Raw genomic sequence first — 25,517 nt, forward strand, 5'->3', positions numbered from 1 at the left:
GACCCTTCGTTGTCGGTGCGATGCCCGGTATACCCCACGGGCACCGCAAGTATTCCAGATACGAAACGGGCACGTCACAGGCCGCAACGCGGTTGCTAAGCTGGGCGCAGCCCACCGACGGAGGTTCCATGGCCCGCACGAGCACCCGTGCTTCCGGCCGCGCCACGATCGCCCACGTTGCCGCGGAGGCCGGAGTTTCCCGGGCCACCGTGTCCCGGGTGATGAACGGGCTCCCGACGGTGGACCCGGCGATCGGGGAACGCGTCCGCGCCGCCGCGGCGAAGCTCAGCTACTCCCCCAGCACGGTGGCTCGGAGCCTCGCCATCGGGCGCACGCAGACCGTGGCGATCGTGGTGCCGGACCTCGCGAACCCCATGTTCCAGGAGACACTCCGCGGCCTCTCGCGCGCCGCCGCCCGGGAGGGCTACCGGGTCCTCGTCGCGGACTCGGTGGAGAACCCCGCCGAGGAGGTGATCCTCGCACGTGAGGCACGACGCCGGTGCGACGGTCTCGTGCTCGTCGCGCCTCGCATGGACAACGCGCAGCTCGAGGAACTCCTGCCCGATCTTGCACCGGTCGTCCTCGTCAACCGGACTGCGGGGACCCCCGGCGTGCCCGTGCTCGCCGTCGACTACGCCTCGGGCATCCGCGCGATGGTCGCCCACCTCGCCCAGCTGGGCCACCGGCGCATCGCCTACGTCGCGGGACCGAGCGCGAGCGCCGGGGACCGTGCCCGCCGCGAGGGCCTCGGCCACCCCCTTCCCGAAGCAACGAAGACCGAGGTCGTGGTGATCCCCTGCGGGGCGATGTTCGAGGACGGCTACTCCGTGCGGGACGAGGTGCTCCGCTCGGGCGTGACCGCTGCGGTGTGCTTCAACGACGTCGTGGCCATGGGCCTGCTCGGCGCGCTGCACGAGGCCGGGGTTGCGATCCCGGAGCAGCTCTCCGTCACCGGCTTCGACGACATCGCCTTCGCGCGCTACACGTCGCCGGCCCTCACGACGGCGTCGGTCCCCCAGACGCAGCTCGGCGAGCAGGCGTGGGACCGCCTCTCCGCGCTGCTCCACGGCCAGGCGCCCCCGCCCGACGTCGACATCAAGCCCCGGCTTGAGCCCAGGGCCAGCTCCGGGCCAGCGCCGGCCCCCTGACGCGCCCGACCCCCGCCTCCCTCGAAGGGTCACCTCCTGGGAGTCACATCCCGAGAGCCGACGCCGCCGTCACCGCCCTTCACAGCACAGGCCCCCGATTTGACCGGTCCTCGCACTTCGTCAAAGATGATCCGCAGGGCAACGCTCGCGTGGCCCCCGTGCGCTCAAGAAATGGGCATCCGCTATCCACGCGGCCATGCCCCCCGCAGTGGCTGCTGCCCTAAAGGAGCGCACCAATGGCCGCCCGGCCTCAGAACGACGACGCCACGCACGACTTGATGCACCTGCTGCTGGCATGCTCGTCGCTCACGGCCTTCCTCCCCGCGCTCGCGGAGAGGACGCACCGGCGGTTGACCGCCCTCGAGCCCCATGACTGCGCCCTCATTCTCCGCCGCCGCAACCGGCCCGCGATCACCGGCGCCAGCAGCGAAGCGCTCGCGGCCGTCGTCGAGGAGCGGCTGTCCGACGACGACCAGCGGCTCGCCGCCGCCCTCGAGCGCTCCCAGCTGACCATGGAGCCCCGCCTGCCCGCGTCCTGGACCTCGGGGATGGCGTGGGGCGTCGACGCGGGCCTCCTCGTGGTTCCCACCCCGGCGGGCTCCTCCGCGGCGGCGGCGCTCGTCGTCGTGGGCACCGACCCGGTCGACGACGACGCGCGGCGCATGCTGCTGGCCGTCGTCGGACGTGTGCGCAATCAGGCCTCCTGGGCTCTCCAGCTCGCCGTGAGGCTCAGCGACTGGAACGAGCTCGCCGAGCACCGCGCCCAGGCCATGCAGAACCGCACCGTCATCGATGTGGCGATCGGCGTGATCATGGCGCAGAGCCGCTGCTCCGCCGCGGAGGCCTTCGATGTCCTCCGGCGCGCCTCGAACAACCGCAACGTCAAGCTGCACACGGTCGCCGCTGAGCTCGTGCAGCGTATCCACCCCGCCCTGCCGGAGACCGCTTTCAGCGAGTGAGGCGGTCCTGACGGCGGCTGCGCGGCAGGACGCGGGACTTTTGGGCCCTCCAGAGATCCAGACCGCCAGCCCTTTCGCCTACGCCGCTCCGCTGTGCTGCGGGCCCACCCGTCGAGCCATGTCCCGGCGTCTGCACCGCGGCCGGCCACCGACGAGGACCTCGCGGGACGATGGGGCCGCCTCCACGCAACACTCGTGAACGCCGGGCTCGACGAGGAGCAGGCCTGGACCGAGGTGGCGCGCATCGCCGCAGACGAGCTCTGGTCCGACGCCGCGACGCGCCTGAGGAGCCACCGCGCCGCGGCCGAGCTCAAGGACGCGCGCGCCCTCGCCCTGACGCTTCAGCCGGTCCGCGGAGTCCTGCAGCCCCTCACGCTGCAGCCCGGAGACCTCGGCGTTCCTCGCGGCAAGGGGGAGCCAGCACACAGGATGACCGGGATCCCGCTCTCGGCCACCCCCGGTGCGCGGACGGCGGGACAGCCAGCCATCATGGGCTCATGGACCTCTGCGAGCTCAGCCGCCGCGCGACAGCCCTCGTCCCCGCCGATGGACGACGGCGGGCCATCCTCGGGATCTGCGGGCCGCCCGGGGCGGGCAAGACGACGCTCGCGGAGGACCTGGTCCGGAACCTCACGGATAGCCATGGGAAGCGCTGGGCCGTCCACGTGCCGATGGACGGGTTCCACCTCGCCGACGTCCAGCTCAGGCGGCTCGGGCTGGCGGACCGCAAGGGCGCTCCCGAGAGCTTCGACCCCGACGGCTACGCCGCGCTGCTGGGCCGGCTCGCCTCCGGCAGCGGCGCGGTCGTGTACGCCCCGGGGTTCGAACGCGACCTCGAGCAGCCCCTCGCCGCGGCGATCGCCGTCCCTCCCGAAACGCGCCTTGTGGTCACCGAAGGGAACTACCTGCTCCTCGAGGACCCCCCGTGGGCTGCCGCGCGGTCCTGGATGCGTGAAGTCTGGTACGTGGACGCGGATCCCGCCCTGCGGCGGGACCGGCTCATCGCCCGCCATGTCCAGTTCGGCAAGACGCCGGAGGACGCGCGGGAATGGGTGCTCCGCTCAGACGAGGCCAACGCCCGGCTGGTGGAAGCCACGAGGCGCCGCGCGGACCTGGTTGTGGGACAGCGGGGCGGTTTCAGGTGGGGCCCCTTGGGGGAGTGGACGTGTAACCGTCCCTCGAAGGAGTGATCCTGTGAGCCAGCGACATTCGGCGAGCGCCAGCACGTCCGGCAGAACCGGAGCGTCAGACAACGCGAACACCTCGAGCACCGCAAGCACCGACAAGGAGATGACGGCGCCGGACCCGAACGACTCCCGGAAGCCGAAGAGTCCGCCCAAGGTCACCAAGCCCTCGTGGAAGTTCATCGTCAAGAAGACGTTCCGCGAGTTCAGCCGCGACCAGTGCCCCGACCTCGCCGCGGCCCTGACCTACTACGGCATCCTCTCCCTCTTCCCAGCGCTTCTCGCGCTGGTCTCCCTCCTGGGCCTCTTCGGGCAGGCCGAGACGACGACCAACGGCGTGATGGACATCATCGAGAGTGTGGCGCCGGGATCGACGGCTGACACGGTCCGCAAGCCGATCGAGGAGCTCGTCCACAGCCCCGCCGCCGGCCTCGCGCTCGTCGGCGGCGTCGTGGGCGCTCTCTGGTCCGCCTCGGGCTATGTAGGAGCGTTCGGCCGTGCCATGAACCGGATCTACGAGATCGACGAGGGCCGGCCCTTCATCAAGCTGCGCGGGACCATGCTCGGCGTGACGGTCGCCGGCGTCGTCGTCGCGGCCGTCGTCTCGGCGATGCTGGTGCTCAGCGGGCCGGTGGCCAAGGCCGTGGGCGGCGCCATCGGGCTCGGCGACGTGGCAGTGATGGTCTGGGACATCGCCAAGTGGCCTGTCGCCATCGCCCTCGCGATCTCGCTCATCGCGGTCCTGTACTACTTCACGCCGAACGTGCGCCAGCCGAAGTTCCGCTGGATGAGCCTCGGTTCCCTGATCGCGCTCCTGGTCTTCGCGATCGCCACGGCCGGGTTCGGTTTCTACGTGGCCAACTTCGCCAACTACAACAAGACCTACGGGGCGCTCGGTGGCGTCATCATCCTGCTCCTGTGGGTCTGGCTCCTGAACATGTCCCTGCTCTTCGGTGCGGAGTTCGACGCCGAGGTCGAGCGTGGGCGCGAGCTCCAGGCCGGCATGGAGGCGGAGAAGACGCTCCAGCTTCCCCCGAAGGACACCAAGGCCTCGGACAAGCGGCAGAAGCAGGAGGAGCAGATCATCCGCGATGGCGAGGCCCTGCGCGAGAACCGCGGGGAGCGGCCGGCGGAGTAGGAGCAGGCGCGAGCCCGTTCAGGACTGCCTCGGGGCCCGCCCCGGTCCCCCACGGTGGGGGATCGGGGCGGGCCCCAGCCGTGTCAGACCGCCTCGAGCACGCTCACATAGTTCGCGATCGCAAGGCCGCCCATGTTGTGCACCGCCGCCCGCCTGGCCTCGGGCAGCCGGTGAAGCCCGTGCGCGACGGGTGGCCCGCCGACTCGTAGCCCGCGCCCAGCAGCGCGGCGCCCACGGCCTCGGGCCCGGCCGCGGTCATCTTCTCGGCCCCGATCACGAGCACCTTGCGGGCCGTCCCCGCCAGGAGCGCCTTGACGCCCTGCTGGAACGCCCCGGACCCGGACGCGAAGGCGTTCTCCACGCGGGTCGCGGGTACGTTCGCCAGCTCGTCCGAGACCTGCAGCGCGAGCGAGGAGGCGAAGGCGAGCGGAACCATGCCTGCGTTGTAGGTGCCCACATAGACCTCGTCGATCTGGCCGGGCTCGAGCCCGGAGTTCGCGATGGCCTCGCCTGCCGCCGCAACGAGGAGCGATTCCAGCGTTTCGCCCTCGAGCTTGCCGAACCTCGTGTGGCCCCACCCGGCGATGAGGACGTCGGTTCCGAACTGGTCCTTGAGCGGCATCAGCGGGTCGCCTCCGCGAGGGCCTCGGCGCCCGCTGCGGCGTCGGCCTCGAAATCGACGTCGAAGGCAGCGCCCGTCTTCCCCCGCAGCTCCTCGATCCCGACGCCGGGGGCGAGCCGCGCGAGCGTCAGCCGCCGCGCGCCGTCGTGCGCCGTCACCACGTCGAAGACCGCGAGGTCCGTCACGATGCGGTCCACGACGCCGACTCCCGTGAGCGGGAGCGTGCAGTCGGCGACGATCTTGGGGGTGCCGTCCTTGGCGACATGCTCGGTGAGCACGACGACGCGGGGCGTCCCCGCGACGAGGTCCATCGCTCCGCCCATGCCCTTGACCATCTTCCCGGGGATCTGCCAGTTGGCGAGGTCGCCGGAAGCGGAGACCTGCATGGCGCCGAGGATCGCCACCTTGACGTGTCCGCCGCGGATCATGCCGAAGCTCGTCGCCGAGTCGAAGATGGAGCCGCCGGGAAGGATGGTCACGGTCTGCTTGCCAGCGTTGATGAGGTCGGCGTCCTCGTCGCCCTCGTAGGGGAACGGGCCCATGCCGAGCAGGCCGTTCTCGCTCTGCAGGTGCACGGTCACGCCGTCAGGCAGGTGGTTGGCCACGAGGGTCGGGATGCCGATCCCGAGGTTCACGTAGTCGCCGTCGGAAAGCTCGGTGGCGGCGATGGCCGCCATCTCGTCGCGGGTCCAGGGCATGGAGGTCTCCTTGGGAAGTCGAAGTCTGTCAGTGAGGTTTGAAGGTCACCTTCTGGGGGTCACCTTCTGGGTGTCGCGTGAGGTGACCCCCAGGAGGTGACCCACAGATGGCGGGTCAGCCAGCGAGGGCCGCGGGCCTAGGGCGCGTCGTCACCCGCTCGATGTGCTTCACGCGCTCCGTGGCCTGGACGAGCCGCTGGACGTAGACGCCGGGGGTGACGACGTGGTTCGGGTCCAGCTCCCCGGCGGGCACGATGTGCTCTGCCTCGGCCACGGTGAGCCGGCCTGCCGTCGCGACGACGGGGTTGAAGTTCCGGGCGGTGTAGCGGTAGACGAGGTTGCCCGCGGTGTCCGCGGTGTGCGCGTGGACGAGCGCGACGTCGGCCACGATCCCCCGCTCCCGCACGTACAGCTCGCCGTCGAACGTCTCGTGCGGCTTGCCGTCCGCGACGAGGGTGCCCACGCCGGTCTTCGTGTAGAAGGCCGGGATGCCGGCGCCGCCCGCGCGGAGCCGCTCGGCGAGGGTGCCCTGCGGGGTGAACTCGACCTCGAGCTGTCCGGCGAGGTACTGCTCGGCGAAGAGCCTGTTCTCCCCGACATAGCTCGCGATGACCTTCGCGACCTGGCCGGCCTCGATGAGGACGCCCAGGCCCTTCCCGTCGACGCCCATGTTGTTCGAGACGACGGTGAGGTCCCGGACCCCCGAGTCGCGGACGGCGTCGATGAGGTCAGCGGGGATCCCGCTGAGGCCGAAGCCTCCGACGGCGAGCGTCATCCCGTCGGCGAGCGCTCCCGCCAGGGCCTCGGTGGCGTCGGTGTGCAGCATGGGCATGTGCTCCTCCTCGAGCTGACGGTTTATCCACGTTGTGGACCGATCTGATGAGCGAGCCTAGGCAGGATGTCGCCTGCGTCACAACCATCGCGCAGCACGACTGTTCACGTGGTGGCAGTCCGCCCGTAGACTGTCCACAATGTGGCTGATTTCCGGGAGGAGCGCACCGTGAGCGATATCCAGGGCACGCAGGTGGTGGGACGGGTTGCCCTGCTGATGCGCATCGTGGCGAAGGCGGGCGGCACCGGCCTCTCGCTCCCGGGAATCGTCCGCGCCTCGGGGCTCTCCCGCCCGACGGTCCACCGGCTCCTCAAGGCCCTGGCCGCGAACGGGCTCCTCGACCTCGACGAGGCAACCGGCCGATGGCACCTCGGCCCCGAGCTCTACGTCATGGGCACGGTCGCAGCCGGACGCTTCGCCGTCGAGCACCTCGCCCGGCCCGCCCTGCGCCGGCTCGCCGAGGCCACCGGCGAATCCGCATTCCTCTCGATCCGCCGTGGCGAGGAGACCGTCTGCCTGGCCCGGGAAGAGGGCAGCTTCCCCGTCCGCTCGTTCGTGCTGTACGAGGGCGTGCGCTTCCCGCTCGGCGTGGCGTCGGCGGGCATCGCGATCCTCGCCTTCCTGCCCGAGGCGGAGGCGGAGGCGATCATCGACGACGACGGCGATCGCACCGAGCGCTTCGGGCCCACCCACGCGGCGGGCCCCCTGCGGGATCGGCTGGCCCAGACGCGCGAGCTGGGCTACTCGGTGAATCCGGGACTCGTCGTGGAAGGGTCCTACGGCCTCGGGGCAGCGGTGTTCGACCCGGCCGGGCGCCCTGCCTGGGCCCTGTCGCTCACGGGCATCGAGCCGCGCTTCCGGCCCGGGCGGCGCGAGGAGCTCGGCGAACTGCTCCTGGCGGAGGCCCACAGGCTCTCGACCGCGATCGCCGCGCCCAGGCCCTGAACCAGGCCGGGACGCGGGCACCGGCGCGGGCGCGCGGACGCCGTGGGGGTCAGCCTCCCCAGACGTCTCCCGCTGCAAGCCGGACCATCTGGGCCTGCGCGTCCTCGTGGCTGAGCCCGGCCTGCACCAGGCTCTCCAGCCCGCGCCCGTGGGCCCGGCGCTCCCGAGACCTCTGAGGGTGCGGCTCAGCGCGGTGCGGCAGCACGAGTCCCCCTTCACCCGGGTGAGGCCCGGCAGCGTGGGGGCCGCCCGTGTGGGGACCGGCGGGGCGCTGGGCGGCGGACGGACGGGCGGTGGCTCGATGCATGTTCTCAGTCCTCGGCTTCGGTCGGGCCCGGGAGGGCGTCACGGTCGTGGGCAGTGGACCGGGGGTTGAGGCCTGAGGCGAGGCGACGTCGCGTCGCCGAGCAGGACTGCGGGACGTCCTCGGTCCCTTGTCGCATGCGCGGTTCGGCCTCCGTCACCGACGGAGGGCGTCTTCCACAGAATCGCCGAATTGCCGGGCCCGAGACAGGGCCGAAAGACCCTAGCGTCTACTTGCTCCGCCGCCCGAACTTCGGCAGGTTCGCCATGATCTCGGTGGCGCGGGCGGCAGCGCGCTCCACGGTACGCTCCACCGTCCGCTGGATCTGGGCGGGCCGGCTGTGGTCGCCCGCGGCCGAGGGCTTCTGGACCGGGGCGGGCACGACGGCGGCCGGCACCAGGACGAGCTCGTCGCCGGTCGTCGTGGTCGCCTCGACCGGCTCGGTCCCTGCCAGCGGGGCCCCGGGGACCTCAGCCGCCGGTTCCGGACGGCCCGTCGGGCTCGCCGGGGTGTCCTCGGCAACGAGGCCGTCGTCAGCCTGCCGGCCGTCCGCAGCCGCGAAGGCAGCGTCCGCAACCGTGGCGTCCGCCAGAGCAACGCCGCCTGCGAAGGCGAGGTCCCGACCCCGCGCGCCATCCCCGGCCGCCGCGGCGGACGAGGATGCGTCGGGGGCCGGGGACTCCGGCGTCGTGCGCAGGCCGGCGAGCCAGGCGCCGACGTCGTCGAGCGGCTCGAGGCGGAGCGTGTAGTACCGCTTCTGTCCCTGGGCGCGGGTGGTGACGAGGCCGGCGTCACGGAGGACCTTGAGGTGCTTGGACACCGTCGGCTGGCTCGCAGCCAGCGCCTCGACGAGTTCGCCCACCGCCTTGTCCCCCGACCGCAGCGTTTCCAGGATGTCCCGGCGGGTGCGGTCCGCGATGACGGCGAAGATGTCAGTCACCATGCCTCCAGCCTACCCACTGTCGAGCGCCCCCTTTGACCCTGCCGCCAGACCCTGCCGCCTGCTCCACACGCTCAGTCGAACCACGGGTCGAGGCCGTGCAGGGGGAAGACCTCCTTGCGCGTGGCCATCACCGCACGGTCCACCGGATCGTTCGGGTTGAAGCCGATTTCCCACGAACGCCACCAGGTGTCCGCGCCCTCCCCCATCAGGGTCGGGGCGTCCTTCCCGTACCGTTCGCGGACGTAGTCGCGCCACGGCTGCGGCGTAGGCGTCTGCAGGTGGACCGGGTGGCCGGCGGCGATGCCCACGAGATGGGCCCACGCCCGCGGCACTACCTGCACGACCTCGTACCCGCCCCCGCCGGTGGCGATCCACCGGCCCTCGCAGAACCGCCGGGCCAGGGCAGAGACGGACAGTGCCAGCTCCCGCTGGGCGTCGACGGTGACCTTGAGGTTGGTCAGGGGGTCGAGGTGGTGGGCGTCGCAGCCGTGCTGGCTGACGATCACCTCCGGCCGGAAAGCCTCCACGAGCGGCGGGACGACGGCGTGGAACGCGCGCAGCCACCCGGCGTCGCGCGTCCCGGCGGGCAGGGCCACGTTGACCGCCGTGCCCTCCGCCCCGGGTCCGCCGACCTCGCTCGGGAAGCCCGTCCCGGGGAAGAGCGTCAGGCCGCTCTCGTGGAGCGAGATGGTCATGACCCGCGGCTCGTCCCAGAAGATCCGCTCGGTGCCGTCGCCGTGGTGGGCGTCGACGTCGACGTACAGGACGCGCCCCACGCCCCGGTCCAGCAGCCGCTGGACCGCGGCCGCGGCGTCGTTGTAGATGCAGAAGCCCGAGCCCCGGTCCGCCGCGGCATGGTGCATGCCGCCGGCGAAGTTCACCGCGTGGACCGCGGAGCCCTCGAGGATCGCCTCCGCGGCGACGAGGGAGCCTCCCACGATGCGGGCGCTCGCCTCGTGCATCCCGGCGAACGCCGGATCGTCCTCGGTCCCGAGGCCGCGTTCCGGCTCGGGCCGGTGCGGGTCGGCGCTCACACGGCGGACGGCGGCGACGTACTCGCGCGTGTGAACGGTGGCGAGCTCGTCGTCGGAGGCGACATAGGGCTCGGCGACACTCACCCGCGGGAGGCCGAACAGGCCCAGGTCCCGGCACAGGCGGGCCGTGAGGTCGAGGCGGGTGGGGCTCATGGGGTGGTGCTTGCCGAAGTTGTACTCGAGGAGGTCCTCGCCCCAGACCACGCGGGTGGCGTACTCCGTCCGGACCACGGCGCTCGCAGACGTCGGAGCCTGCTGCGGCGGTGCACCTTCGGACATGCGCCTAGGCTACCGGAAGGGCCTCCGCGTCCCGCTCCCGCGGGCGGTTGGTGGTTTACTGTGACACGTAGCGCCGCCCGGCACCCGGGCTGCCCGGACCTCCACAGGACGCGCATTCCATGCCCGAGACCCCGCCGACATGGCATCCAGCCCCTGACCGGGAGGGCCTCGGTCCGCTCACGGGGCTGCGCGACGTCGTCGACCGGCTCGCCGCGTCCTCCCCCGCCCGCCTCGCGATGCTGGCGTTCGCCGTCGTGATCGTCGTCTTCACCTTCCTGCTCTCCCTTCCGGTATCGGCGGCCGACGGCGCGGTCACGCCTCTGCACGAGGCCCTGTTCACGGCCGCGTCCGCGGTGTGCGTCACGGGCCTCACGGTCGTCTCGACGGCGGTGCACTGGTCGTTCTTCGGCCAGTTCGTGATCCTGCTGGCCATCTTCGTCGGAGGCCTCGGAACCCTCACGATCGCCTCGCTCCTGACCCTCATGGTGAGCCGCCGGCTGGGCCTGCGCAGCAAGCTCATCGCCCAGGAGGCGCTGAACAACTCGAGCCGCCTCGGGGAGGTCGGCGAGCTGCTGCGGATCGTCATCATCACGTCGGTCGTGATCGAGGGCTCACTCGCCGTCGTGCTCACGGGGAGGTTCCTGAGCCTGGGCGAGGACTGGTGGCAGGCGGTGTGGCACGGGGTCTTCTACTCCATCTCCTCGTTCAACAACGCGGGCTTCACGCCGCACTCCGACGGGATCGTCCCGTACGAGGAGGACCTCTGGATCCTCGTGCCGCTGTCCGTCGGAGCCTTCGTGGGATCGCTCGGCTTCCCCGTGATCCTCGGGCTGCGCCAGTCCGGGCTGCGCTGGTCCAAGTGGACCCTCCATGTGAAGCTGACAATCCAGGTCTCGGCGATCCTGGTCCTGGTCGGGAGCGTGCTGTGGGGCTGGATGGAATGGGACAACCCGCGCACCATCGGCGCCATGGGAGTGGGCGACAAGCTCATCCATGCCGTCTTCGCGTCGATCATGACGCGTTCCTGCGGCTTCAACCTCGTGGACCAGAACCAGATGGAGGGCACCACGCAGCTGCTGACCGACGCGCTCATGTTCGCCGGCGGCGGCTCGGCGTCGACCGCCGGCGGCATCAAGGTCACGACCATCGCCGTTCTGTTCCTGGCCATCGTGGCCGAGGGCCGGGGCGACTCCGACGTGAAGGTCTACGGCCGGACCATCCCCCAGAGCGCGCTGCGGGTCGCGATCTCCGTCATCGTCGCCGGAGCGACCCTCGTGCTCGTGGGCTCGTTCCTCATGTCCGCGATCACCCAGCAGTCCCTCGACAGGGTCCTGTTCGAGGTCATCTCCGCCTTCGCGACCTGTGGGCTGAGCTCCGGCCTGAGCGCCGAGTCCCCGCCGGCCGGCATGTACGTCCTGACGGGGCTGATGATCGCCGGCCGCCTCGGCACGATCACCCTCGCCTCCGCCCTCGCGGTCCGCCAGCGCATCCAGCTGTACCACTACCCGGAAGAGAGGCCGATCATTGGCTAATCCCACTACCTCTGCAGCGGCCGCGAGCCGCCGCCCCAATCCCAACGCGCCCGTGCTCGTGGTCGGCCTGGGCCGGTTCGGGTCCGCCACCGCGGAGCAGCTCGTGAAGCAGGGCCGCGAGGTCCTCGCGATCGAGCGCGACGTCGACCTCGTCCAGAAGTGGTCGGGGACGCTCACGCATGTGGTGCAGGCCGACGCGACGAACATCGACGCGCTCCGGCAGCTGGGCGCCCAGGAGTTCCAGTCCGCGGTGGTGGGGGTGGGCACCTCGATCGAGTCTTCGGTGCTGATCACGGCGAACCTCGTGGACCTCGGGATCGAGCACCTGTGGGTGAAGGCGATCACTCCCTCGCACGGCAAGATCCTCGCCCGCATCGGAGCGAACCACGTGATCTATCCCGAGGCGGACGCCGGCGTGCGCGCCGCGCACCTCGTGAGCGGGCGCATGCTCGACTTCATCGAGTTCGACGACGACTTCGCCATCGTGAAGATGTACCCGCCCAAGGAGACCCAGGGCTTCACGCTGGCCGAATCGGCGGTGCGCTCGAAGTACGGCGTGACCATCGTCGGCGTGAAGAGCCCCGGCGAGGACTTCACGTACGCGCAGCCGCACACCAAGGTCACGAGCCGGGACATGCTGATCGTGTCCGGCCACGTGGACCTGCTCGAGCGGTTCGCCGCACGGCCATAGGCTGTACCACCCCTGTCCCGCACGACGGCGCGTGGCCGGCTGCCGCCCGCCGGCGGCGGTTGCAGTCAGAGGCGGCGGAGCACGGCGTCGAGCATCTCCTCGGTGAGCCTGCGGGTCGAGGTGTTGTGCGGGCTCACGTGGTAGCAGCCGAGGAGCCGCACCTCGCCGCCGTTCGGCAGGCCGAGCCGTGCCTCGGCGCCATGCCCGAACGGCGGCTTGGGCCGGGGCACGGTCCAGCCGAGGCGCCGGGCCGCGGCGAGCACGGCGTTCCACGCCACTCCCCCGAGGGCCAGGACCGCGTCGAGCCCCGGGGATGCGGCGGTGAGCCCGAGGTCGCGGTCGAGCCAGTGCCCGCACGCGGCGAGCTCGGACGGCGTCGGCCGGTTCTCGGGCGGAGCGCACCGCACTGAGGCGACGATGCGGACCCCGGTGAGCACCATCCCGTCCCCGGCGCCCGTGGAGGCGGGCTGGTTCGCGAAGCCGGTGCGGTGCAGGGCCGCGTAGAGCCAGTCGCCGGAGCGGTCGCCGGTGAACATCCGACCCGTCCGGTTGGTGCCGTTCGCCGCCGGCGCCAGGCCCACGATGAGGCGCGACGCCGACTGGTCGCCGAACGAGGGCCCCGGCCGGCCCCAGTACGGCTGATGGGCGAAGGCGGCCCGGCGCCCCGAGACGGCCACCGACTCGCGCCACGTGACCAGGCGCGGGCACGCCCGGCACACCGAGCTGAGGGCATCCAGGTCGCGGATCGTGGAGGCCGACGCCGCGAGGCGCGCGGCCTCAGCCGCGGTGTGCGCCACGGGCGTCTGCGCCGTCGCCGGGTCGCCCGGCCATCCCGTTCCCGGCGGCACGGGCGAGTCGAACGGCTGGCCCGTGATCGGATGGGGTTCGGCGTGCATGGCTCCACCGTAGCCTCGGGGACCACCGCGGCTGGACCGCCACTGCCGGGGCGGCGGGGAGATCAGCGGGCGGTGGCGGCCGTCCCCGTGCCTACGAACTCCGCGAGGGCTCCCGCGAGGAGCTCTGGGGCCGTCATGTGGGCAGCGTGGCCCTGCCGCGGAAGCACGGCAACCCGGGCGTCCGCGAAGAGGCTGGCCATGGATTCGAACCAGGACCGCCGCATCGCTTCGGTCTCCGCCCCGACGATGAGCAGCACAGGCACCGCGATCTGCTCTGTCGGCACTGGATCGGCGCCGTGCTCGGCGAGGCTTCTGAGTTCGCGCGGGATGGTGTGCGCCGACCTGAGCCGCCCTTGCCAGTTCGGTTGCGCCCTGAGAGCGGCCAGCTCCGAGGTTCGCAGGCCAGCGGCATGGGTCATGAAGAGCTCGAGCGCCTGTTCCCGGAGTCCGGCAGAGACGAGCCGGTCGAGCTCGGCGATGAATGAGGCCGAGAACTGCTGCACACTGCGCGGCAGGAGTCCGCCCTCGTACAGCGCGAGGCTCGCGAGGTTCGGAACCCGCGCGGCGGCGTGCAGGGCGAGGTATCCGCCGAAGGAGTGCCCATAGAGGTGCACCGGGCCGGGGAGTGCGGCGGCGACGGCCACAAGGTCGTCCACCTCGGGCCCGATCCGGTAGGGCTCGACGTCTCCGCTCTCGCCGCGGCCGCGACGGTCGACGACGGCGACTGTCGCGTGCGGGGCAAGGAGTGGCACAACCCGGTCCCAGACGGTGTGGTCGGCCGCGGTTCCGGGGACCGCGAGCAGCGTCGGGCCCTCCCCGGTGATCCAGACGGCGATCAGCGTCCCGTCTGCGGAGGCGACAGTCACCCTGCGCGTCGGCTGCACCTCACACCTCCATCCGCAGGCCGCTGGCGCTCGGCGAAGTGGAAGCCGAGCTTGGGCCTGCCGGTGTGCTGCGCACCGGACTGGTGCGCGCCTCCGCCCAGAGCGCCGCGAGCGACGCCGCCACGCGTTCCGGCTCGACCCGGTGCGGGGGATCGAAGTGGTGGCGGCCGGGGAAGACTTCGGGCCTGAAGTGCGGGAAGACGGCCGAGAGACGCTCGGCGACCTCGCCGTAGTCGTCCGGATTCGAGAGCGCCCCGAGCGCGAAGTAGACCGGCCGGTCGAACCGGGCGAGCGCCTCCCGGTCCAAGTCGTAGGTGGCGAAGGTGGCCAGGAAGGCGCGTATGCCGGCGGGCCGCTGGGCCATCCACGGCGGCTGCTCGCCGCCGCCGGTGGGCAGCCCGGCGGTGACCCCGGGACGGATGCCGAGCCGGACGAAGCGCCGCATGAAGTCCTCCGGTCCGAGCCCCTCGAGCTGGCGGTACTGCTCCCACAGCGCCCGGTGCGCCGGGCTCCACCCCCACCGGCCCGCCCACGCGGGCTCGAGGAGTGCGAGCGACTCAAGCCGTTCGGGGTGCTTCGCGGCGACGGCGAGCGCGGAGGCTCCCCCGCCCGAGTAGCCGACGAGGTGGAACGTGTCCCACCCGAGCCCGTCGGCCGTGCGCAGGACGCCCGCCACCTCGGTGTCGAGGGAGTAGTCCCGGGGTGGCGTCGGGCCCGAGTACACCTCGAGGTCCTTCGCGACAGCCTGGACGGCGTCGCCGAGTCTGGTGCGGAGCGCGGCGAGGAGCGCCCCGTAGGCCGGTGCGGCGGGGAGGACGCTGCCCGGGAGGAGGATCACGCGGTGGGTGGATGCTGGGGTGATGTCCATGGACCGAGTGTGTGCCCGGGGCTGTCCGGGCCGCATCGCGCGTTCGCGCGCCGGGGCTATCCGCGGGCGCCCCGCGGGGCGATGATCGGACCATGACCGAGCCCCTGCGCCTCGCGGAGTTCATCGGGGCAATGTCCCTCGCGACGGACCTTGGCATGGGGCAGCCCCTCGAGCAAGGCCTGCGGACATGCCTCATCGCGCTCGAGCTCGCGGACGGCGCCCGCATCCCTCCCGAGGACCTGCGCACCGTGTACTACAGCGCCCTCCTGCGGTTCCTCGGCTGCACCGCGGACGCCTCTGACGCGGCGTCCCTCGCCGGAGGCGACGAGACGGCCCTCCGCGCGGCGATCGCCCCTGTCCTCGGGGCGCCGCCCGCGCAGTTCCTCAGGGCGGTGCTGCCGGCGCTGGGCGGCGGGACGCCGGCCCCCCGTCGCGCGGCGCTCGCCGCCCGCTTCCTCGCCACCGGGAAGCAGCGGATGCGCGAGGGCGTGCGGGCGCACTGCGAGGCTGCGGAGATGCTCGCCGTGCGGCTCGGGCTCCCCCAAGGGACCCGGGCCTCCCTGGCCGCCTCGTTCGAGGCCTGGGACGGCAGCGGGTTCCCGCTCGGGCTCTCCGGCGAGAGGATCCCGCTCGCGGCCCGCATCGTCTTCCTCGCCAGGGACGTGGAGGTGATCGGGCGGCTGCGCGGGCGCGAGGCGCTGGCGGCGGTGCTGCGCGAGCGGGCAGGCGCCGCGCTCGATCCGGAGCTGGCCTCGGCTGCCCTGGGCTCCCTGGACACCCTCATCGACGCCAGCCTGACGGATATGCCGTGGGAGGCGGTGCTCGCGCGCGAGCCCCGGCCCGTCGCCTCGATCCCGGCTGATCGGCTCGACGAGGTCCTGACCGTGTTCGCCGATTTCGCCGACCTCAAAGACCCGGCCCGCGCGGGCTTCTCCCGGGATGTGGCCGCCCTCGCCGCCGGGGCGGCGCCCGACCACCGGGCCGTCCTGCACAGCACCGGCCTGGCCCAGGATCTGGGTCGCGCCGCCGTCCCCGCCGGTCCAGCCGGTACTGCGTCCCCAGCCCATGACGAGCGGCTCCGGCTCCACCCCTACTACAGCGAACGGATCCTCGGGCGCCTCGCGGCCTCCGCTCCCCTCGCGCGGCTGGCCGGCATGCACCATGAACGCCTCGACGGGTCCGGCTACTACCGCGGAGCCATCGCGGCCGAGATCCCGTGGGAGGCGCGCATCCTCGCCGCAGCCGACGCCTTCCAGACCCTCCTCCTCGCACCGCCGGGGCGTCCAGACGAGGCCCGGACGCCCGCCCGGGCGGCGGAGGGGCTCCTGCGGCTCGCGCCGGCCCAGCTCGACGCCGACGCGGTCGACGCCGTGCTGGCCTCCGCAGGCGTGCGGTCACGGCGGACGCGCCCCGCATGGCCCGGAGGGCTCACCGAGCGCGAGGTGGAGGTCCTGAGGCTCCTGTGCCGCGGCGCACGGAAGAAGGACGTCGCCGCGGCACTGCGGATCTCGCCCAGCACCGCCGACCACCACGTCCGGCACATCTATGGCAAGATCGGCGTCTCCTCACGTGCGGCGGCGACCCTGTTCGCCGTCGAGCACGATCTCCTCTAGCCCGTCCCGGTACGGGCGTGGGGGGCGGGCGCGGGGTCGGTCAGTCGAGCTCGCTCAAGGGTCAGTCGAGTTCGCGGGTGATCTCGTGGGACCGCTCGGCGGCCGCGCGGGCGCCGTCGGCGATGATGGCGGGCAGGCCGCGCTCCTCGAAGACCGCGATGGCCCGCTCGGTGGTCCCCTTCGGGCTCGTGACGGCGCGGCGCAGCGCCACGGGGTCCGCACCGGGCTCGGCGAGCATGTGGGCGGCGCCCACCACCGTCTCGCGGGCCAGCTTGAGGGCGAGGTAGGGGTCGAGCCCGAGCGACTCCCCGGCCTTCGCCATGGCCTCGGCGAGGTAGAAGACGTACGCGGGGCCCGACCCGCTCAGCGCGCCCACGGCCTCGACCTGGTCTTCGGGCACCTCGACGACGAGGCCCACCGACTTGAAGAGCTTGACGACGCGTTCGACGTGGTCGCGCGAGGCGTTGGTGCCACCCGACACCGACACGACGCCGTGCCCGAGCCGCGCGGGCGTGTTCGGCATGGTGCGGACGACCGGCTGGCCGGCGGGGAGCGCCTTCTCGAGCTGGGCGATCGAGACGGCCGCGGCGACGCTGACGACGATGGCATCGGGACGCAGCGCGGATGCTATCTCGCGGGCGACGTCGGCGATGCCGACAGGCTTGACCCCGAGGACCACGACCGAGGCACCGCGGACCGCCTGAGCGTTGACGTCGTCGTCCTCCGCCGTGGCCATGGCGGTCACCCCGTACCGCTGGGCGAGCTCCGCGGCCCGCTCGCCCCGGCGCACAGTGGCCGTGACGTCCGACTTGGGGAAGCCCGCCGCGAGGAGCCCGGCCATGATGGCCTCGTTCATGGACCCTGTGCCGAGGAATGCGATGTGATTCGTCATGCTGCCCATCCTGCCAGCCACGGGGTGCGGCCCGCATTCCCAGCATCCTCCCATGCGTCCCCAAGGGCCCTCACAAGGTCGGTCCTTAGAGTAGTAACTACCTCACAGGGTGCGAGTGATGGGGCGACCGGCCTCCCCCCAAGGCCGGCCGCCACGGCACTGGCAGTTCGAGTTTCCAATCCCCTCGGGATTCGCTCGACTGCCAGTGCCGAACTCATTTAAGAACCGGATGTGCACCCTGCTGATTCTCAGACTTCTCTCAGAGAAATCGGGGCTTCCCTTGAGGGACGGCCCCGTACAGTGGAATTACTCATTAGGTGCGAGTGACGGGTTCCACCGGTCAGCCGGCTGGACCCCGAGCGCCGGGCGGCCAGGAGATTTCCCCCCAATGTCTCCTGCAGGCCGCCCGGCGTCCCGCATCTCAGATGCGCTTCCCAGCTCGGGTGCGGTCTGCCGGCGCCTCAGATCCCCCCGCCCGCCTCGACACCGGCCTGCTGGCCCAAGTGCGTGCGGGCGAAGTCGAGCGTCTGCGCCAGGAGATGTTCGCGGTCTCCCGCTCCGCGGGCCTTGCGGGTGCTGATCTCCGCGACGACCGCGCCCTCGAACCCGTTCCCCGCCAAATGCGCGAGGCACTCCCCGACCCGCTGGGTCCCCTGCCCGGGCACCAGGTGCTCGTCCCGGAACGAGCGCCCCGAGCCGTCAGTGAGGTGCACGTGGCGGATCGAGTTGCCGAGGGCCTTGAGTGCCGCGAGGCTGTCCATCCTGGCGGTGGCGGCGTGGGAGAAGTCCCAGGTGATGTCCTGATAGCCCTGGCCGATCGGATCCCAGTGCGGCAGGTAGGCGAGGGTCTCCCGGCCGCGGACGCGCCAGGGGTACATGTTCTCCACTGCGATGTGGACGCCGAACGCCTCTGCGAGGTCCCGGACGCCCTGGGAGAAGGTCTCCGCGTACGAGCCCTGCCAGCGGAAGGGCGGATGCACGACCACGGTGTCGCACCCCACGTCGAGCGCCATCCGGCAGGACTGGCTGATCTTGTTCCACGCGGAACCCCACACCTGCTGGGTCAGCAGGAGGGTGGGGGCGTGGATGGAGACGATGGGCTGCTCGTACCGCTCCGCGAGGTGGACGAGTTCGTCGGCCTTCTGGCTCGTCGAGTTGTTCGTCACCATCACCTCGACCCCGTCGAAGCCCAGGTCCGCCGCGACCGCGAAGGCGTCGTGGACGCTGAGCGGGTAGACGGATGCGCTGGAGAGCGCGACGGGGATGTGGCGGGGGGCCGGGGTGGACTCAGCAATGCTCATACGCGGGACCTCGCGGGGTGCATGCGCTCGGCGCGTTGCCGCTCGCTCTGGATCGGACCGATGTGGGCAGGCGGCTCGAGCGGCCCTTCGAAGACGAGCTGGTCGAGCCTGCGGAGGATGAGGCCTTCGCGCAGCGCCCAGGGGCAGATCTCGAGCTCATCGATGTCGAAGAGCTCCATCGCGGCCTCTGCGGCGAGCGCCCCGGCGAGGAGCTGCCTGGCGCGGGCCTCGGAGACGCCGGGAAGGTGGACCCTGTCGGAGGCCGCCATCGCGGACATCCGCTGGGCCCAGAGGCCGAGGTCGGTGCGTGTCAGCACGCGGCGCACGTAGGGGCCTGCACCGGAGGGGGCCGCACCGGCAATGCGCGCGAGCGAGCGGAACGTCTTCGACGTTCCCGCGACGAGGTTGGGGACGCCCAGGTCCTTGAACTCCTTCACCACGGGCTTCAGCGTGTCCCGGACGTAGCGGCGCAGGTCCTTGATGCTCTTCGCCGTGGGCGGGTCCTCAGGGAGCCAGTCGCGGGTGAGCCTCTGGGCCCCGAGCGGCACGGAGGTCGCCGCCGCGGGGAGGGAGTCATGGCCCATCGCGAGCTCGAACGAGCCGCCGCCGATGTCGAGGTCGAGGAGGGTGCCGGCACCCCAGCCGTACCAGCGGCGGACCGCGAAGAAGGTCATCGCGGCCTCCTCACGTCCCGTGAGCTCCTGGAGGATGACGTCCGCCTCACTCTGGACCCGCGCGAGGACTGCGTCGCCGTTGGCGGCCTCGCGGATGGCAGAGGTGCAGAACGCCAGGAGGTCCTCCGCCTTGTGGCGCCCGGCGAACTCCCAGGCCTCCTTGACGAAGTCGACCAGCTCACCCTGGCCCTTCTCGTTGATGCTTCCGTCATCCTCGAGGAACTTCACGAGCGAGAGCGGCCTCTTGTGCGATGCGTAGGCGATGGGCTGCGCGCCGGGATGGGCGTCCACCAGCAGCAGGTGCACGGTGTTCGAACCGATGTCGAGGACGCCTAGACGCATGAGCTTATTATTCCCCGGCCGGACCGGGCGGAACGTCTGGGTGCTCGCCCGGCTCCGCGGGCCGGAAGTCGCGCAGCACCGCGGCGACGTGCTCGGTGCTCAGCTCGAACCCGAACGCGCTGCCCGGGTTGAGCACGAGCCCGAGCTCGGTGCCGAGGTTCTGCAGCAGGAGCGCGCCCTGCGTCTCCACCACTGTCGGGGCGAACTCGAGGAAGTCCGGCCGGATGCGGGCCCGATGCGTGAAGGCTGCCACGACCGGATTCCCGTCGGCGTTGTTCAGCACGAGGGGCTCCACCGTGTCCGTCTCCCCCGCGGCCGGCTCCGGGACGAGCAGGCACACGAGGCTGTTGAGGAACTCCAGGATCGGCGCCATCGGGTCCTCCTCGCCCTGGCCGCGCGCGGCCGAGTCGAGAACCTCCTCGAGGCGCGTCAATGGGGTGGGGTCGAGGTGCGCCGGAACATGCTCGCCGCCGTGCGCGCTCACTTCGCCGCCGCCTTTGTCCGGCCGGCGGTCCGCCGGGCGGGCTTCTTCACGGGTCCCTTGGCCCGCTTCTCGGCGAGCAGCTCGATCGCGCGCTCGCGAGTGAGCTCCTCGATCGCGGTCGACCGCGGGACGGTGATGTTCGTGACGCCGTCGGTGATGTACGGGCCGAAGCGGCCCTCCTTGACCACGATCGGCTTGCCGGACGCCGGGTCCTCGCCGAACTCGGCCAGGGGGGCCGCCGCCGTGCGGCCGCCGCGCGTCTTGGGCTGGGAGTAGATCTCGAGGGCCTGCTCGAGGGTGATCGTGAAGATCTCCTCCTCGGAGCCGATCGAGCGCGAGTCGGTGCCCTTCTTCAGGTACGGGCCGAAGCGGCCGTTCTGGACGGTGATGGCGTTGCCCTCCGCGTCCTCGCCGAGGCGGCGCGGCAGGCTCATCAGGTCCAGCGCCTGCTCGAGCGTGACGGTGTCCAGCGACATGGACTTGAAGAGCGACCCCGTGCGGGGCTTGACCTTCGCCGGCTTCTTGGGCGGCTTGGGCTTGCCGTTCTTGTAGTACTCCACGGGCTGGGCCGCGAGCTGCTCAGGCGTGGGCTCGGGGATGACTTCGGTGACGTATGCGCCGTACCGGCCGTTCTTCGCCACCACCGTGTGACCCGTGAGCGGGTCCGTGCCGAGCACGCGCTCCTCCGGCCCGGCGCTCTCCATGAGCTCGCGCGCCTTGTCGGCGGTGAGCTCGTCGGGGGCGAGGTCCTCCGGGACGTTCGCCCGCTCGGGGGCCGTGCCCTCGGGCGCGTCCGCCGGGAGGGGCTTCTCGAGGTACGGCCCATACTTGCCCACGCGCAGCACGATGCCCGGCGCGATCTCGACCGAGTTGACCTCCCGCGCGTCGATCTCGCCGAGGCCGCCGACGATCTTGGTCAGGCCCGGGTTGTGGTCGTCGCCGAAGTAGAAGTGGCTCAGCCAGTCCGCGCCGGCCTGCTCGCCTGCAGCGATCCGGTCGAGGTCCTCCTCCATCTCCGCCGTGAAGTCGTAGTCGACGTAGTCGTGGAAGTGCTCCTCGAGCAGCCGCACCACCGAGAACGCGATCCAGCTCGGCACGAGGGCCGTTCCGCGGCTGCGGACATAGCCGCGGTCCATGATCGTCGAGATCGTCGCTGCGTACGTGGACGGGCGGCCGATGCCCCGCTCCTCGAGCGTCTTGACCAAGGAGGCCTCGGTGTACCGCGGGGGCGGGGAGGTCTGGTGGCCGTTCGCAGTCAGCTCGAGCGCGTCGAGTGCCTGGCCCTTCGCCAGCACCGGCAGCCGGGCGCTCTCGCCCGCAGCGGATCCGCCCCCACCGTTCTCCGAGTCTTCGCGGACCTCGTCCCGGCCTTCCTCGTAGGCCGCGAGGAACCCGCGGAACGTGATCACCGTGCCGGAGGCCGTGAACTCGGCGTCGCGCCCCGCAGCCTCGCCGGAGAGCGCCTGCGCACCGAGCCTGACGGTCGCGGTGGAGCCCTTGGCGTCCTCCATCTGGGAGGCGACCGTGCGCTTCCAGATGAGCTCGTAGAGGCGGAACTCGTCCCCCGAGAGCTGCTTGGCGACCTGCGCCGGCGTGCGGAACGAGTCGCCCGCGGGGCGGATGGCCTCGTGGGCCTCCTGCGCGTTCTTGGACTTGGAGGCGTACACGCGCGGACGGCCGGGCACGTACTCGGGACCGTACAGCTCGGAGGCCTGCCGGCGCGCAGCCGTGACCGCCTGGTCGGAGAGCGCCGTCGAGTCGGTACGCATGTACGTGATGTAGCCGTTCTCGTACAGGCGCTGCGCGACCTGCATCGTGACCCGGGCGGAGAAGCGGAGCTTGCGCGCCGCCTCCTGCTGGAGGGTCGAGGTGGTGAACGGGGCAGCCGGCCGACGGGTGTAGGGCTTCTCCTCCACGGCCCGGACTGCGAAGGCGGCGCCCTCGAGCCCCTCGGCGAGGGCCCGTGCGGTGGCCTCGGTGAGGAGCTCGGCGTTCTTGGCGGTCAGCCGCCCGCGGTCGTCGAAGTCGCGGCCCGAAGCCACCTTCTTGCCGTCCACCTGCGCGAGGCGGGCCTGGAAGCTCTGCCGCGCGGCGGCGTCGTGCGCCTGTGAAGCGTCGCCGGATGCAGGGGCCACGATGGCCGTCAGGTCCCAGTAGTCAGCAGCACGGAACGCCATGCGCTCGCGCTCGCGCTCGACGACGAGGCGGGTCGCGACAGACTGGACACGGCCTGCGGACAGGCCGCTGGCCACCTTGCGCCACAGGACCGGCGAGATCTCGTACCCGTAGAGACGGTCGAGGACACGGCGGGTCTCCTGCGCGTCGACGAGCGACTCGTCGACGTCGCGCAGCTCGGCCATGGCGCGCTGGATCGCTTCCTTGGTGATCTCGGGGAAGGTCAGGCGGTGCACCGGCACCTTCGGCTTGAGGACCTCGAGGAGGTGCCACGCGATGGCCTCGCCCTCGCGATCGCCATCGGTGGCCAGGAAGAGCTCGTCGGCGTCCTTGAGCTTCGCCTTGAGCTCAGCCACCTTCTTCTTCTTGTCCGGCGAGACCACGTAATAGGGCTCGAACCCGTTCTCGATGTCGACGGCGAACTTGCCCACCGAGGTCTTCTTGAGCTCCGCTGGGAGATCGGAGGGCTGCGGGAGGTCGCGGATGTGGCCCATCGAGGCGTCGACTTCGAAGCCCTCGCCCAGGTACTGGGCGATGGTCTTGCTCTTCGCCGGCGACTCCACAATCACGAGCTTCTTGCCGGTTTTAGCCTTGGTGGCCACGGTACTCCTCGAGAACAGCTGCACCGCTCCCGCCCGATCTTGCGGGAGCGTGGGGGCGCGGCGGACCGCGCAAGTCCCTAGTTCACCATACGACTGCGGTCGGAGTGCAAGCCGCGGCCCTCGCGTGTGGACAACGGCCCGGCATGGCCGGCGTCGTCAGGAGCCCGCAGCACCCTTCTTCTCGGCGACCTTCTCGGCGGCCCGTTTCGGCGGGGACTTGGGCCTGGCAGCCTCCCGCCCCTCGGGGAGCATCGACCAGAGGACGTACATCCGTTCCGTGCCCTCCGGGTCCGCCTCCCCCGTGTCGTCCGGCTCGAACTCGTCCAGCAGCTCGGACATGCGGCGCTTGAACTCCGCGCGCTGCTCGAGCGTGAGCTTGAGGACGTTGCCGGAGACGACCATCACCGGCGTCTCGTCGGGCTCCCCGCGGCGGCGCGCGGCGTCGCGCAGCTTCGCGTGGCTTGCGATGCGCTTGCGCAGCGCCTCCAGCTCGATGTCCACGATGGCGAGGCCCGGTGTCTGGCCGGTCGTCGCGGTGTCGAGGTTGAGGTCCGTGCCGGCAGCCTTCCACCGGCGCTCACGGCCGTCGCCGTCGCTCGGCGCATCCACCACGATGCCCCACTTCTTCAGCGCGCGCAGGTGGTAGCTCATGGCACTCGGGGTGAGGCCCGTGAAGGCCGCGAGCTCCGTGGCCGTGCGGCTCTTCTGGCTCGAGTAGAGCTCGTTGATGGCCTCGAGCCGCGCCGCGTGCGCGAGGGCTCGGATGGCCTTGGGATCGGTGATCCGCACGGGGTTCTCGGTGCGGGGGCTGCGCTTCTTCTCAGTCATGCTGCTTTTTCGTCGTGCGGATGTTGAATGTAATTAACGCCACAGTTTCAGAGATGTCAAGCTCTTTTTTCACGCTTTACGCGGGCACGAGGAACCCGTCGGCGACCAGGTTCGCGGCCTCGGCCAGCAGGCCCGGACGGAACGCATCGTCGTCCCGCTCCAGGAGTGCCGCGAGCGCCGACGCGATCTGCCCAGCCGTCAGCTCGCCGTCGCACGCGGAGACGAACCCGGCCAGCTCCGTGCTCATCAGGCTCGTGCGGCGGAAGCCGGCGCCCTGGCGCAGGAGGATGACCCCGGGGTGCTCGGCCCCCGGCCGCTGGTGGCGTTCCTCGGTCACGTCCTCGGCCACGACGAGCCGTTCCGGGCTGAGGTCGGGGTGTGCCGCGAGCCAGTCGGCGCGGTCCACGGCCGCGGACAAGTGGGGGCCGATCGGCTGTTCGAGGGGATGGGTCAGCTCCTCGAACCGGTCCAGACGCGCCTGCCCGGGAGCAGGGCGCCTCAGCCACACCGCGCCGAAGCCGATCGCGGCCGTCCCCCGCGAGGCGAAGTCGTCCAGATAGGCCGCGTACGCCTCCCCGTAGGCATCCGGGTCGCGCTGCTGGGACGCGTCGGCGAGCCACGTCTCCGCGTACTGCCCCGGGCCGAGCTGCTCGCGCTGGAGGACCCAGGCGTCGACGCCGGCCGGCACCCACGTCCGCACACGCTCGTGCCACGGCGCGCCGTCGGGGATCTCCCAGTTGCCGAGGAGCTGGGCGGTGCCGCCCTCCGCGAGCACATCGCCCAGCCCGGCGACAAGGTCAGCCACGAGGCGGTCCCCCGGCAGGCCCCCGTCGCGGTACGTGAACCTGTCCTCGGCGCTCTCCTCGGCCATGCGCGGGGTGATGACGAACGGCGGGTTCGAGACCACGAGGTCGAAGCGCTCCCCCTGCACCGGCTCGAGCAGGGAGCCGTGGCGCAGCTCGATGCGCCGTTCAGGCTGGTCCGGGTCGACGCCGAGGACCTGCGCGTTGAGGAGGACGTTGAACCGGGCGAACGCCAGGGCCCGGTCGGAGACATCCGTCGCCACGACGTGGCGCGCGTGGGCCAGCAGGTGGAACGCCTGGATTCCGCACCCCGTGCCCAGGTCCAGCGCGCGGGCGACCGGCCTGCGGGCAGTCGTCTGCACGAGCGTCGCCGACGCGTGGCCGATCCCCAGGACGTGGTCGGCCCGGAGCACACCTGGCCTCTGGTGGGCTGCAAGGTCCGACGCGACCCACATCTCGACCGGGGCCTCTGGCCCGTCCCACCCGTACGGGCGGAGGTCGAGCGTGGCGGCGAGCCGCCCGTCGTCGTGCGCCTCCCCGAGCCCGAGCGCGACCAGGCCCTCGGCGCCCAGCGTGGGCAGGGCGGCGTCGAGCTCCTCGCGCGACGCGGGCCGGGCGAGCAGGAAGAAGCGCACGACGGCGGCCAGGTGCCGTCGGGCGGGATCCTCGCCGGCGCGCCGGGTCGCCACGAGGGCGGGCACGATCTGGTCGCGGGAAAGCGCCGCATGGGCCTCGGGGCCGAGGAGCCCGGCCACGGCATCGACCCGGTACTCGGCGGCGGCCAGGTCCTCCGCGAGGGCTGCGAGCAGGCCGGGGCGGTCCGAGCGGGGGACATCCCGCAGGGCC

At 71.8% G+C, this 25,517-nt stretch carries 22 protein-coding genes and 1 pseudogene; 8 read left to right on the top strand and 15 right to left on the bottom strand.

Annotated features, from left to right (window positions below; genetic code table 11):
* Window positions 1–128 precede the first annotated feature (128 nt).
* The 4 genes from CGQ25_RS13020 (at window position 129) to CGQ25_RS13035 (ending at window position 4,429) form a co-directional block, all read left to right on the top strand.
* On the top strand, window positions 129–1,148 hold the full coding sequence (locus CGQ25_RS13020; protein ID WP_208710306.1) for a LacI family DNA-binding transcriptional regulator: 1,020 nt from the start codon (window positions 129–131) through the stop codon (window positions 1,146–1,148).
* 236 nt (window positions 1,149–1,384) lie between these two features.
* Complete coding sequence (locus CGQ25_RS13025; protein WP_208710307.1) at window positions 1,385–2,107, top strand: ANTAR domain-containing protein; 723 nt, start codon at window positions 1,385–1,387, stop codon at window positions 2,105–2,107.
* A 497-nt stretch (window positions 2,108–2,604) separates the two neighbouring features.
* Window positions 2,605–3,297 carry a nucleoside/nucleotide kinase family protein gene (locus CGQ25_RS13030; protein WP_208710308.1) on the top strand — a complete coding sequence of 231 codons (693 nt, stop codon included), beginning with the start codon at window positions 2,605–2,607 and terminating at the stop codon, window positions 3,295–3,297.
* 100 nt (window positions 3,298–3,397) lie between these two features.
* Window positions 3,398–4,429 carry a YihY/virulence factor BrkB family protein gene (locus tag CGQ25_RS13035; RefSeq protein WP_208713078.1) on the top strand — a complete coding sequence of 344 codons (1,032 nt, stop codon included), beginning with the start codon at window positions 3,398–3,400 and terminating at the stop codon, window positions 4,427–4,429.
* A gap of 166 nt (window positions 4,430–4,595) precedes the next feature.
* Here the strand turns inward: CGQ25_RS13035 and CGQ25_RS13040 are convergent.
* From CGQ25_RS13040 to CGQ25_RS13050, 3 genes and pseudogenes are all read right to left on the bottom strand, one after another.
* Window positions 4,596–5,051 (bottom strand): annotated as a pseudogene (locus tag CGQ25_RS13040) (thiolase domain-containing protein); the annotation flags it as partial.
* Complete coding sequence (locus tag CGQ25_RS13045) at window positions 5,051–5,749, bottom strand: CoA transferase subunit B (RefSeq protein ID WP_208710310.1); 699 nt, start codon at window positions 5,747–5,749, stop codon at window positions 5,051–5,053. The gene CGQ25_RS13045 and the pseudogene CGQ25_RS13040, both read right to left, overlap by 1 nt.
* A gap of 115 nt (window positions 5,750–5,864) precedes the next feature.
* Complete coding sequence (locus tag CGQ25_RS13050; protein ID WP_208710311.1) at window positions 5,865–6,581, bottom strand: CoA transferase subunit A; 717 nt, start codon at window positions 6,579–6,581, stop codon at window positions 5,865–5,867.
* 216 nt (window positions 6,582–6,797) lie between these two features.
* Here CGQ25_RS13050 and CGQ25_RS13055 point away from each other — a divergent pair, with 216 nt between their 5' ends.
* Complete coding sequence (locus CGQ25_RS13055; protein WP_369802332.1) at window positions 6,798–7,526, top strand: IclR family transcriptional regulator; 729 nt, start codon at window positions 6,798–6,800, stop codon at window positions 7,524–7,526.
* Window positions 7,527–8,059: 533 nt separating this feature from the next.
* Here the strand turns inward: CGQ25_RS13055 and CGQ25_RS13060 are convergent.
* Together CGQ25_RS13060 and CGQ25_RS13065 are read right to left on the bottom strand one after the other, a co-directional pair.
* Window positions 8,060–8,773 (bottom strand): helix-turn-helix transcriptional regulator, encoded by a 714-nt coding sequence (locus tag CGQ25_RS13060; protein WP_208710312.1) that lies wholly within the window; start codon window positions 8,771–8,773, stop codon window positions 8,060–8,062.
* Between the two features lie 71 nt (window positions 8,774–8,844).
* Window positions 8,845–10,086 (bottom strand): acetoin utilization protein AcuC, encoded by a 1,242-nt coding sequence (locus CGQ25_RS13065; RefSeq protein ID WP_208710313.1) that lies wholly within the window; start codon window positions 10,084–10,086, stop codon window positions 8,845–8,847.
* A 119-nt stretch (window positions 10,087–10,205) separates the two neighbouring features.
* Between CGQ25_RS13065 and CGQ25_RS13070 the strand changes: the two genes are divergently transcribed.
* Window positions 10,206–11,618, top strand: a complete 1,413-nt coding sequence (locus CGQ25_RS13070; protein WP_208710314.1) for a TrkH family potassium uptake protein — start codon at window positions 10,206–10,208, stop codon at window positions 11,616–11,618.
* A 52-nt stretch (window positions 11,619–11,670) separates the two neighbouring features.
* Window positions 11,671–12,309, top strand: coding sequence for a TrkA family potassium uptake protein (locus CGQ25_RS13075; RefSeq protein ID WP_208713080.1), 639 nt, complete (start codon window positions 11,671–11,673; stop codon window positions 12,307–12,309).
* Between the two features lie 65 nt (window positions 12,310–12,374).
* On the opposite strand, the gene CGQ25_RS13080 is transcribed toward CGQ25_RS13075, so the two are convergent.
* The 3 genes from CGQ25_RS13080 to CGQ25_RS13090 all read right to left on the bottom strand — a co-directional run bounded on the left by CGQ25_RS13080 (window position 12,375) and on the right by CGQ25_RS13090 (window position 14,957).
* The gene (locus tag CGQ25_RS13080; protein WP_208710315.1) at window positions 12,375–13,205 is read right to left on the bottom strand and encodes a uracil-DNA glycosylase; all 831 of its coding nucleotides are present in this window, start codon (window positions 13,203–13,205) and stop codon (window positions 12,375–12,377) included.
* Window positions 13,206–13,267: 62 nt separating this feature from the next.
* A complete protein-coding gene (locus CGQ25_RS13085) occupies window positions 13,268–14,089 on the bottom strand; it encodes an alpha/beta fold hydrolase (protein ID WP_208710316.1) in 822 nt (273 codons plus the stop codon).
* A gap of 1 nt (window position 14,090) precedes the next feature.
* Window positions 14,091–14,957 carry an alpha/beta fold hydrolase gene (locus CGQ25_RS13090; protein WP_208710317.1) on the bottom strand — a complete coding sequence of 289 codons (867 nt, stop codon included), beginning with the start codon at window positions 14,955–14,957 and terminating at the stop codon, window positions 14,091–14,093.
* Between the two features lie 92 nt (window positions 14,958–15,049).
* On the opposite strand from CGQ25_RS13090, the gene CGQ25_RS18720 reads away from it, so the two are divergent.
* Window positions 15,050–16,570 carry an HD domain-containing phosphohydrolase gene (locus tag CGQ25_RS18720; protein WP_208710318.1) on the top strand — a complete coding sequence of 507 codons (1,521 nt, stop codon included), beginning with the start codon at window positions 15,050–15,052 and terminating at the stop codon, window positions 16,568–16,570.
* A gap of 61 nt (window positions 16,571–16,631) precedes the next feature.
* On the opposite strand, the gene proC is transcribed toward CGQ25_RS18720, so the two are convergent.
* From proC to CGQ25_RS13130, 7 genes are all read right to left on the bottom strand, one after another.
* A complete protein-coding gene (gene proC / locus CGQ25_RS13100) occupies window positions 16,632–17,462 on the bottom strand; it encodes a pyrroline-5-carboxylate reductase (protein ID WP_208710319.1) in 831 nt (276 codons plus the stop codon).
* A 461-nt stretch (window positions 17,463–17,923) separates the two neighbouring features.
* Window positions 17,924–18,763, bottom strand: a complete 840-nt coding sequence (locus CGQ25_RS13105) for a sugar phosphate isomerase/epimerase (RefSeq protein ID WP_208710320.1) — start codon at window positions 18,761–18,763, stop codon at window positions 17,924–17,926.
* The gene (locus CGQ25_RS13110; protein WP_208710321.1) at window positions 18,760–19,779 is read right to left on the bottom strand and encodes a Ppx/GppA family phosphatase; all 1,020 of its coding nucleotides are present in this window, start codon (window positions 19,777–19,779) and stop codon (window positions 18,760–18,762) included. The genes CGQ25_RS13105 and CGQ25_RS13110 overlap by 4 nt, the downstream gene beginning before the upstream one ends.
* 7 nt (window positions 19,780–19,786) lie before the next feature.
* Window positions 19,787–20,263, bottom strand: coding sequence for an SseB family protein (locus tag CGQ25_RS13115; protein WP_208710322.1), 477 nt, complete (start codon window positions 20,261–20,263; stop codon window positions 19,787–19,789).
* On the bottom strand, window positions 20,260–23,040 hold the full coding sequence (topA, locus tag CGQ25_RS13120) for a type I DNA topoisomerase (protein WP_208710323.1): 2,781 nt from the start codon (window positions 23,038–23,040) through the stop codon (window positions 20,260–20,262). The genes CGQ25_RS13115 and topA overlap by 4 nt, the downstream gene beginning before the upstream one ends.
* A gap of 156 nt (window positions 23,041–23,196) precedes the next feature.
* Window positions 23,197–23,868, bottom strand: coding sequence for a MarR family transcriptional regulator (locus CGQ25_RS13125; protein ID WP_208710324.1), 672 nt, complete (start codon window positions 23,866–23,868; stop codon window positions 23,197–23,199).
* Window positions 23,869–23,944: 76 nt separating this feature from the next.
* Window positions 23,945–25,513, bottom strand: a complete 1,569-nt coding sequence (locus CGQ25_RS13130) for a methyltransferase (protein ID WP_208713081.1) — start codon at window positions 25,511–25,513, stop codon at window positions 23,945–23,947.
* Window positions 25,514–25,517 lie beyond the last annotated feature (4 nt).

Source organism: Sinomonas sp. R1AF57 (assembly GCF_002224485.1).
Classification (GTDB): Bacteria; Actinomycetota; Actinomycetes; order Actinomycetales; family Micrococcaceae; genus Sinomonas; species Sinomonas flava.